Origin of the sequence: Duganella sp. Dugasp56, from assembly GCF_047304105.1 — a bacterium.
Lineage (GTDB): Bacteria > Pseudomonadota > Gammaproteobacteria > Burkholderiales > Burkholderiaceae_D > Rugamonas > Rugamonas hordei.
This window is the reverse complement of record NZ_JBGLYQ010000089.1, coordinates 1-8,684: the sequence shown is the minus strand read 5'-3', so window position 1 is coordinate 8,684 and position 8,684 is coordinate 1. Positions and strand designations below refer to the sequence as shown.

At 65.5% G+C, this 8,684-nt stretch carries 6 protein-coding genes and 1 pseudogene; 3 read left to right on the top strand and 4 right to left on the bottom strand.

The genetic code is table 11. The annotated features are described in order from the left end of the window. The 3 genes and pseudogenes from ACCD07_RS31820 to ACCD07_RS31810 all read left to right on the top strand — a co-directional run. Positions 1-2,028: pseudogene (locus tag ACCD07_RS31820) on the top strand (heme utilization protein); the annotation flags it as partial. A 163-nt stretch (positions 2,029-2,191) separates the two neighbouring features. After that, the gene (locus tag ACCD07_RS31815) at positions 2,192-4,369 is read left to right on the top strand and encodes a peptidase domain-containing ABC transporter (RefSeq protein WP_353405519.1); all 2,178 of its coding nucleotides are present in this window, start codon (positions 2,192-2,194) and stop codon (positions 4,367-4,369) included. Next, on the top strand, positions 4,342-5,709 hold the full coding sequence (locus ACCD07_RS31810; protein ID WP_176653459.1) for an HlyD family type I secretion periplasmic adaptor subunit: 1,368 nt from the start codon (positions 4,342-4,344) through the stop codon (positions 5,707-5,709). Before ACCD07_RS31815 ends, ACCD07_RS31810 begins: the two co-directional genes overlap by 28 nt. 24 nt (positions 5,710-5,733) lie before the next feature. Here the strand turns inward: ACCD07_RS31810 and ACCD07_RS31805 are convergent, their stop codons facing one another. The 4 genes from ACCD07_RS31805 to ACCD07_RS31790 are packed head-to-tail and all read right to left on the bottom strand — an operon-like array spanning position 5,734 to position 8,598. Then, positions 5,734-6,639 carry an NAD-dependent epimerase/dehydratase family protein gene (locus ACCD07_RS31805; protein ID WP_413449642.1) on the bottom strand — a complete coding sequence of 302 codons (906 nt, stop codon included), beginning with the start codon at positions 6,637-6,639 and terminating at the stop codon, positions 5,734-5,736. Continuing rightward, a complete protein-coding gene (gene rfbC, locus ACCD07_RS31800; RefSeq protein ID WP_413449641.1) occupies positions 6,636-7,193 on the bottom strand; it encodes a dTDP-4-dehydrorhamnose 3,5-epimerase in 558 nt (185 codons plus the stop codon). The genes ACCD07_RS31805 and rfbC overlap by 4 nt, the downstream gene beginning before the upstream one ends. Positions 7,194-7,210: 17 nt before the next feature. Beyond that, positions 7,211-7,978: a hypothetical protein gene (locus ACCD07_RS31795; RefSeq protein WP_176653462.1), complete on the bottom strand. Its 768-nt coding sequence runs from the start codon at positions 7,976-7,978 to the stop codon at positions 7,211-7,213. Further along, entirely contained in the window at positions 7,978-8,598 is a 621-nt protein-coding gene (locus ACCD07_RS31790) for a class I SAM-dependent methyltransferase (RefSeq protein WP_176653463.1), read from the bottom strand. Before ACCD07_RS31790 ends, ACCD07_RS31795 begins: the two co-directional genes overlap by 1 nt. Positions 8,599-8,684: the final 86 nt, after the last annotated feature.

Below are 8,684 nucleotides of genomic sequence, written 5' to 3'. Positions count from 1 at the left end.
GCCGCCATCGAGACCGGTGACATCGTGGGTCTGAAAACCTCGATCATCGCCTCGCTGAAAACCGCGCAACTGGCGGCCCTGACCACCGACCAGCTGTCGAACCTGACCACCGCGCAAGTGGCGGCCATCAGCACCGCCAACGTCGCGGCCTTGAGCACCGACCAGATTGTGGCCCTGACGTCCAATCAGCTGGGCGCCCTGAGCTCGGCCCAGTTCAGCGCCTTCAGCACCAACGATATCGCCGCGATTGAAACGGCCGACATCGGCGCGCTGAAAACCGCCACCATCGCCGGCCTCAGCACCAGCCAGGCCGCGGCGCTGACCACCGATCAGGTGGTTGCACTGAGCAGCAGCCAGATCGGCGCCTTGACCAGCGCCCAGGCCGCAGGCCTGAGCACCGGAGCGATCGCCGCGATTGAAACGGCCGACATCGGCGCGTTGAAAACCGCAGCCATCAGCGGCTTGCGCAGCGCCCAGCTGGCTGCCTTGTCGACCGACCAGATCGTTGCGCTGAGCACCGCGCAAGTGGCCTCGCTGACCACCGCCAACCTGGCCAGCGGCCTGACCACGGATCAAGTGGTGGCGCTGTCGTCGACGCAGATCGGTACCCTGAGCACGGCGCAAGTGAGCGCGCTGAGCACCGGCGCCGTGGCCGCGATTGAAACGGCCGACATCGGCGCGTTGAAGACCTCGGTGATCGCATCGCTGCGCTCGGCCCAGGTCGCGTCGCTGACGACTGACCAGGTGGGCGCGCTGTCGACCGCCCAGGTCGCCGCGCTGAGCACCGCCAACATCGCCTCGGGTCTGACCACCGACCAGGCTGTTGCGCTGAGCTCGAACCAGGTCGGCGCGCTGAGCACCGGTCAGGTGGCCGCCCTGGCGACTGCCGCGGTGGCGGCGCTGGGTACCTCGGACATGGCTGCGCTGAAGACCAATATCGTGGCGTCGTTGCAGACCGCGCAGATCACCGCGCTGACGACTGATCAGATCGTTGCGTTGTCGAGCCAGCAGCTGCAAGCGTTGACGACCGGCCAGATCAAGGCACTGTCGACCAACCAGCTGGTGGCGATCGAGACCCAGGACTTCGTCGGTCTGAAAACCTCGGCCATCGCTTCGCTGAGCACCGCGCAGCTGCGTAGCCTGACGACCGACCAGATCCACGCGATGACGACCTCGCAAGTGTGCTCGATCACCAGCGCCCAGGTGCCTGGCCTGTCGACCGACCAGATCGCGGCACTGCCTTCGCCGCTGGGTACGCCGATCGTGCTGGACCTGAACGGCAACGGCATCAACACCCTGGGCCTGTCGGCTGGCGTGAACTTCGATCTGCTGGCTAACGGCAGCAAGGTCAACACCGGCTGGGTGGGCGGCGGCGACGGTCTGCTGGCCTTGGATCGCAACGGCGACGGCGTGATCAACGACGGCAGCGAACTGTTCGGTTCCGGCACCACGCTGGCCAACGGCCAGAAAGCCACCAACGGCTACGCTGCGCTGGGCGAACTGGACACCAACGGCGACGGCACCATCGACGCCAAGGACAGCGCCTTCGGCAACCTGCGTGTCTGGGTCGACGGCAATGCCGACGGCGTCAGCCAGGCCGACGAGCTGAAATCGCTGGCCGACCTGGGCATCACCAAGCTGAACCTGGATTCGAAACAGAACGCGTCGCTCAACAACGGCAACATTGTTGGCATCACGTCGACCTTCGAGACCAGCGACGGCGCCAGCCACGCGGCGGCGGACGTCTGGTTCCAGATGAGCACGACGGCGGCGGCCAGCCTGAGCTCCTCGGTCAGCGGCCTGTCGGCGGCGATGTCGAGCTTCAGCGCGGCAGCGGCGACGGTGACCACCACCGCCAAGCTGGAAGTGCCGAACAGCGTCAACACGGCAGTGGCCGCGATGGCGGATGCGATCAGCAATTACGACAACAAGCTGACCGCGACCTCCAACGCCGCTTCCACCGAGGAAACGCTGCGACTGAAAGCGCTGCAAGGCGGCAACCACAGCGGTTTCCTGGCTGCCAAGTAATCAGCTTCCGGTAAGGAAGTAAGGACGGCAAGACCTGCGGGTCTTGCCGTTTTTTTTAAGCCCCGGAACAACGTGGTAATTCGGGCTGTGTTTCAGCAACACAAAACCCTCCGCCAAGCACTGCACTAGGTTAGAATCCGAAGGCTGGCACGATAGTGCGCCAATGCAAGTTTTAACCTTGATCAGGCTTATGCACGATAAATTCCCCCATACCGCGATACAGTGTCTGACAGCCATCGCGCAGCATCACGGTTTGCAAATCAATCCGGAACGCCTGATCGACGACTACGCGCTGCGCGCGGAAGAGCCGGGCACCGGCGCGCTGCTGCGCATCGCCTCCGATATCGGCCTCAAAGCCAAGGCCGACAAGCTGACCTGGTCGCGCCTGATGGCGCAGGGCGGCGTGTTCCCGCTGATGGCGCGCCTGAACGACGGCAACATGGTGATCGCGGTCGGCGTCAAGCCCGGCGAAAACGGCGCGGAAGACACGGTCGCGGTGCTGAACCCGGCCAACGCCAACGCCGCCGTGGTCATGGTGACGCGCGCCGACTTCGAACGGCGCTGGAGCGGCGACGTGCTGTTCGTCAAACGCCAGCACAAGCTGTCCGACCCCAACCAGCCGTTCGGCCTGCGCTGGTTCATTCCCGAGATCCTCAAGCAGAAGGCGGCGTTCCGCGACATCTTCATCGCCGCCGTCGCCATGCAGCTGCTGGCGCTGGCCTCGCCGATCTTCTTCCAGCTGGTGATCGACAAGGTGCTGACCCACCAGAGCGTGACCACCTTGCAGGTGCTGGCGGTCGGCATCGTCGCCGCGCTGGTGTTCGACGCCACCTTCGGCTTCCTGCGCCAGACGCTGACCCTGGCCGCCTCCAACAAGATCGACATGCGGCTGACGCGCCGCGTGTTCGGCCACCTGCTGTCGCTGCCGATCGACTTCTTCGAGACCACCAGCGCCGGCGTGGTCACGCGCCACATGCAGCAGCTGGAAAAGATCCGCAACTTCCTCACCGGCCGCCTGTTCTTCACCGGCCTGGACCTGATCGCGCTGGTGGTGTTCGTGCCCATCCTGTTCAGCTATTCGTTCAAGCTGGCGATGATCGTGCTGCTGTTCGCAGGCCTGATCGCCTGCGTGGTGATGGCCATGGTGCCGACCTTCCAGCGCCGCCTCAACGCGCTGTACTCGGCCGAGGGCCAGCGCCAGGGCATGCTGGTGGAAACCATCCACGGCATGCGCACCGTCAAGGCGCTGGCGATCGAGCCGTCGCAGCGCCGCATCTGGGACCAGCGCTCGGCCGAGGCGATCACCATGCATTTCCGCGTGGGCCAGATCTCGATCGCCGGCAACGCCGTCACCGACTTCCTCGGCAAGCTGCTGCCGGTCACCTTGATCGTGGTCGGCGCGGCCGACGTGTTCGACAGCACCTTGTCGGTCGGCGCGCTGATCGCGTTCCAGATGCTGTCGGGCCGGGTGACCCAGCCTTTGATTTCCATCGTCGGCCTGGTCAACGAATACCAGGAGACGGCGCTGTCGGTGCGCATGCTGGGCGAGGTGATGAACCGCGCGCCCGAAGGCCGCGCCGGCGCCAACGGCCTGCGCCCCATCCTGCAGGGCGAGATCCGCTTCGACGACGTCACCTTCCGCTATCCGGGCGCGCAGGCGATGGCGCTGGACAAGGCCCGCTTCACCATCGAGCCGGGCACCGTGGTCGGCATCGTCGGCCGCTCCGGTTCCGGCAAGACCACCTTGACCAAGCTGATCCAGGGCCTGTATCCGGTGCAGGAAGGCATCGTCCGTTTCGACGGCATCGACGCGCGCGAGATCGAGCTGTCGCATCTGCGGCGCCAGATCGGCGTCGTGCTGCAGGAGAATTTCCTGTTCCGCGGCACCGTGCGCGAGAACCTGTCCGTCACCAAGCCGGACGCCACGTTTGAAGAGCTGGTCGAGGCCGCGGCCGCCGCCGGCGCCGACGAGTTCATCGAGCGCCTGCCGCTGGGCTACGACACCGTGCTGGAGGAAAACGCCTCCAACCTGTCCGGCGGCCAGAAGCAGCGGCTGTCGATCGCCCGCACCCTGGTGGCCAAGCCGCGCATCCTGATCCTCGACGAGGCGGCTTCGGCGCTGGATCCGGAATCGGAGGCGATCTTCATCAACAACCTGTCGCGCATCGCGGTCGGCCGCACGGTGGTGATGATCTCGCACCGCCTGTCGACGCTGGTCAACGCCGACAAGATCATGGTCATGCAGCAGGGCCGTCTGATGGACGCCGGCCGCCACGAAGAACTGCTTACACGTAGCGAAACTTACCAGCACTTATGGAACCAGCAAACAAGTCACCTCTAAGCTTCAAGCGCCGCCGCAAGGACGAGACCGAAATCGAGTTCCTGCCGGATGCGGACGCCATCGAGCGCGGCCCGCTGCCGAAGTTCGTGCGCCTCACGCTGCACGTGCTGATCGGCGCCTTCGCGTTCTTCATCCTGTGGGCCTGCTTCTCGCCGGTGGAGAAGATCGTCGTCGCCCACGGCCGCCTGGTCAATCCGCTGCCCAACATCGTGGTGCAGCCGCTGGACACGTCCATCATCCAGAGCATCGACGTGCGCGTCGGCCAGGTGGTGAAAAAAGGCCAGGTGCTGGCCACGCTGGACCCGACCTTCACCGCCGCCGACGAGCAGCAGCTGCGCGTGCGGCTGGAAAGCCTGGACACCCAGACCGCCGGCCTGCGCGCCGAGCTGGCCGGCCAGCCGGGCGCCGTCACCAACGGCAAGTCGAGCGCCGACTCGCTGCTGCAGGCGCAGCTGTCGAGCGAGCGCAAGGGTAATTTCGAGGCGCAGAAGACCAAGATGGACCAGAACATCGCGCGCCTGAAGGCGGGCCTGGAAACCAACAAGCACGACCAGCAGATCCTGGCCCAGCGCGTGAAGTCGCTGCGCGAAGTGGAGGCGATGCAGGAGCAGCTGATGGCCGAGCAGTTCGGCGCCAAGATGCACTTGCTGGAGGCGCGCGACCGCCGCCTCGAAGTCGAGCGCGACATGGACCTGCAGCGCAACAAGGCGATCGAGATGGCCAGCGAGCTGGCGTCGGCGCAGGCCGAGCGGGCCGCCTTCGACAAGAGCTGGCGGCAGAAGACCATGGAAGACCTGCTGAGCGCCTCGCGCGACCGCGACGGCATCAACGAGCAGCTGGCCAAGGCCGACAAGCGGCACAAGATGGTGCAGATGGTGGCGCCGGCCGACGGCGTGGTGCTGGAGATCGGCAAGCTGTCGGTCGGCTCCATCGTGCGCGAGGCCGAGCCGCTGTTCACGCTGGTGCCGCTGGGCGCCGAGCTGGAGGCGGAAGTGCAGATCGATTCGCTCGACATCGGCTACATCAAGCCGGGCGCGCAGGTGCACCTGAAGGTCGACGCGTTCTCGTTCCAGCAGCATGGCATGCTCGACGGCAAGGTCCGCACCATCAGCCAGGACGCGTTCAAGCGCGAACAGACCGACAAGAACGGTGGCGGCCTCGACGCCTACTACCTGAGCCGCATTCCCTACACCGGCAAGCTGAAAAAGATGACGCCGGGCGCGCAGCTGCTGCCGGGCATGACCTTGTCGGCGGAGATCGTGGTCGGCCACCGCACCGTGATGTCCTACCTGCTGTATCCGCTGACGCGGGCGCTGGACGAATCGATACGCGAACCGTAGGCATTGCCGCCGGCGGCTGAGCGGCTAGGAACTGGTGTTGTGGAACAGCGCCAGTCCGGCGGCCAGGTCGGTTTTGGCTTGCCAGCCAGGCAAGGCCTGGTAGCTGTGCCAGGGAACCATCACTTCGCGCTCGCGGTAAGGGCGGCCGCCCCATTCGATCGCCAGCGGCTTGCCGCTGACCTGCGCATACAGCGCGGCGAGGTCGCGCAAGGGCAGGGGATTGCCGCTGGAGACGCCGTATTCTTCGGTCGCGTTCTGCTGGCGGCCGTCGGCCAGCCGTTCATAGGCGGTGACGAAGGCTTCGACGGCATCGTCGATGTACACCAGGTCCATCAGCTGCTCGCCCGGCGACATGCCCAGCGAGCTGCCTTCCAGCGCCACGCGCTTGAGCAAATTCAGCACCTTGGGCCGCGGATCGCCGGCGCCGTAGGTATCGAACAATTTCAGCGTCACCACGCGCAAACCGTGGACTTCGACGTAGTAGCGCAGCAGCGCGCTGAAGGCCTGCTTGGTGGCGGCGTACAGGCATACCGGGTTGTATGCCTGGTCCTCGTAGTGTTCCCACGAGGTGCCGGTGTTGACCAGGCGGCGTACGCCGCAGGCGGCCATCGCTTCGGCCAGCTGGGTCGAGAACAGCAGGTTGGAATGAATCAGGCGCGTGACGTCTTCCGGCTTGTGGGTGGCCAGGAACAGCGAGGCCAGATGGAATACGGCTTCCGGCGCGGCGGCGCGCATGATCTCGATCAGCTGCAGCGTGTCGCCGTCGTGGCGGTGCAGGTGCAGCAGGGGACTCTCCGGCGGCAGGCCGGCCGTCGACGACCCTTCGCGCAGCAGCAGGTGCACCTCCCAGCCATCGGCCAGCAAGCGGCGCGTCAGCGCGGCGCCGACAAAGCCGCTGGCGCCGGTCAGCAGTGCGCGGCGCGCGCTCATGGCTGGCCGCCGTCAAACACGAACGGCGTGTCGAAGTCGGCCAGGGCGCCGAACTGGCGGTCGCGCGCGGACATGATCGGATCCAGGACCGGCCAGTCGATGCCGGCCGAATCCCATGCCAGTCCCGAGTCGTGGGCCGGCGCGTAGGTGGCGGTGACCTTGTACACCATCATCGCCGGTTCCTTCGGCGTGCAGAAGCCGTGCGCCAGGCCGCGCGGCAGGTACAGCATATGGCCGTTGCCGGCGCTCAGCTCCAGCATCAGGTTGTGACCGTAGGTCGGCGAGCCGCGCCGCAAATCCAGCGCCGCGTCCATCACCGAGCCCTGCACGCAATACACCAGCTTGGCGTGATCGTGCGGCGGGGTCTGGAAGTGCAGGCCGCGTACCACGTTGCGATGCGACGCCGAGTAGTATTCCTCGGCGTAGTCGGTGGCCAGGCCATGCTCGCGGAAGATGTCTTCGTGGAAGACCTTGACGAAGCTGCCGCGCTCGTCGCGACGTATGTCCGGGATGATCAGGAAGCAACCGGCGATGTCGGTAGGGACAATTTTCATGGCAGTGTCGATGTCAGTCAGGAACGTGGAATGTTGGCGTCCAGCAGCACCAGCGGGCGCGAGATCACCTTGTCGGGCCCCCACTCGGCGATGCGTTTAGCCAGCAGGAAGGCTTGCAGCCGCTCGCAGCAGAACGCCATGCTGCGCGCCAGGTAGCCGTCGCGTTCGATGTAGTGGTGGCGGTAGTAGCGCGACATCACCAGCTCCAGATCGTGCACGATTTCGACGAACCAGGTTACCGGAATGTAGGCCACCGTCGGTGCGGTGATGAAGGCGTTGCCGCTCAAGAAATTGGCGGCCTCGAGGTCGGTGATCACGCCGCAATCGATGGCGTCGCCGAAGAACATCAGCAGCTCGCGCACCGGGCAGTTTGCCTGCAACTGCTGCATGATGGTGCCGTTGAAGGCCACCGAGATCGGTACGATGGGTGTCTTGCCGTCGCCGTAGAAATGCTCAGGCAGGACCCCGGCCAACATGTCCGGATGGGCGTGGTGGTTAAAACCGCGCAGTGTGCCGATCGGATCGGTCAGCGCGAAACGGCGGTAATGGCAGAAGCCGACAAAGCCTTCGGCCTTGTCGGCGATGAGCATGCGGCGGATCTGGAACAGCGCCAGATATTCCCCCAGGTAGCGGTTGCGCGTCGCCTGTTCCGGCGTCAACATCTTGCTCATCGCCAGGCCCGATTCCGGCACGTAGTCGCCCGATCCCAGCATGGTCATGAAGTCGGGCATCTTCCAGGCGAACGGCGCGTGGGCGATGCAGTAATAGAGCGGAGTATCTTTCATCACGCGGGCATGGCTTTAATCAGGTAGTGGGAAGGCTGGGCCTCTTCAAGCAGCCGCATGGCCGTCTCGCCGGTCCGCGCCGCGCGCTGGCGCAGCGCTTCAACCACATGCTCCGGTACCGGCGCGGGATTCAGCATGATGCCGTTGACGACGCGAAAGCCGGCATCCTCGAACAGACCCAGTACGCCGGCGAGCGCCAACCGGTGGCGCGCCGGCTCGGCCGTCTGGTTCCAGTGTTCGCTGTTGGCGATGCGGGCAACCACGCAGGCGTCGTACTGGATGACCTTGCGCACCTGCGCCAGCACCTTGCCGGGGTCGCGCAAGTGTTCCAGCGTGCAGTCGAAGACCCAGCCGTCCGCCCATTCCAGATGTTTATAGAAGACCTCACCGGCTTGGTGCAGGTCGGCCTGGTGCACGCGGTCGGCATACTCGCGGGCCTGCTGGGCCAGTGTCGCATCGGCATCCACCGCCAGCCATGAGGAGGCGGGATAGCGGGCGCGGTACTGGCGGGCCAGGCCGCCATCGGTGCCGCCGGCCTGTATCAGCAGGCGCGCGTTTGGCGGCAGCATCGCGAGGTAGGGCGTGATGTAGGCGGCGTTGGAGGATTCCGGTAAACTCATGGCAGTCTTAGAAGTTCACGCCAAAGAAGGTTTCGAGCTTGTCGACGGCGAAGTCCAGCATCTCGCGGGTCAGGCCGGGGAAGACG

Excerpts from the sequence above, each read along its gene's own strand:
- ACCD07_RS31815 (WP_353405519.1), top strand. The coding sequence starts at position 2,192 with ATGCAAGTTTTAACCTTGATCAGGCTTATGCACGATAAATTCCCCCAT.
- ACCD07_RS31810 (WP_176653459.1), top strand. The coding sequence starts at position 4,342 with ATGGAACCAGCAAACAAGTCACCTCTAAGCTTCAAGCGCCGCCGCAAG.
- ACCD07_RS31805 (WP_413449642.1), bottom strand. The coding sequence starts at position 6,639 with ATGAGCGCGCGCCGCGCACTGCTGACCGGCGCCAGCGGCTTTGTCGGC.
- rfbC (WP_413449641.1), bottom strand. The coding sequence starts at position 7,193 with ATGAAAATTGTCCCTACCGACATCGCCGGTTGCTTCCTGATCATCCCG.
- ACCD07_RS31795 (WP_176653462.1), bottom strand. The coding sequence starts at position 7,978 with ATGAAAGATACTCCGCTCTATTACTGCATCGCCCACGCGCCGTTCGCC.
- ACCD07_RS31790 (WP_176653463.1), bottom strand. The coding sequence starts at position 8,598 with ATGAGTTTACCGGAATCCTCCAACGCCGCCTACATCACGCCCTACCTC.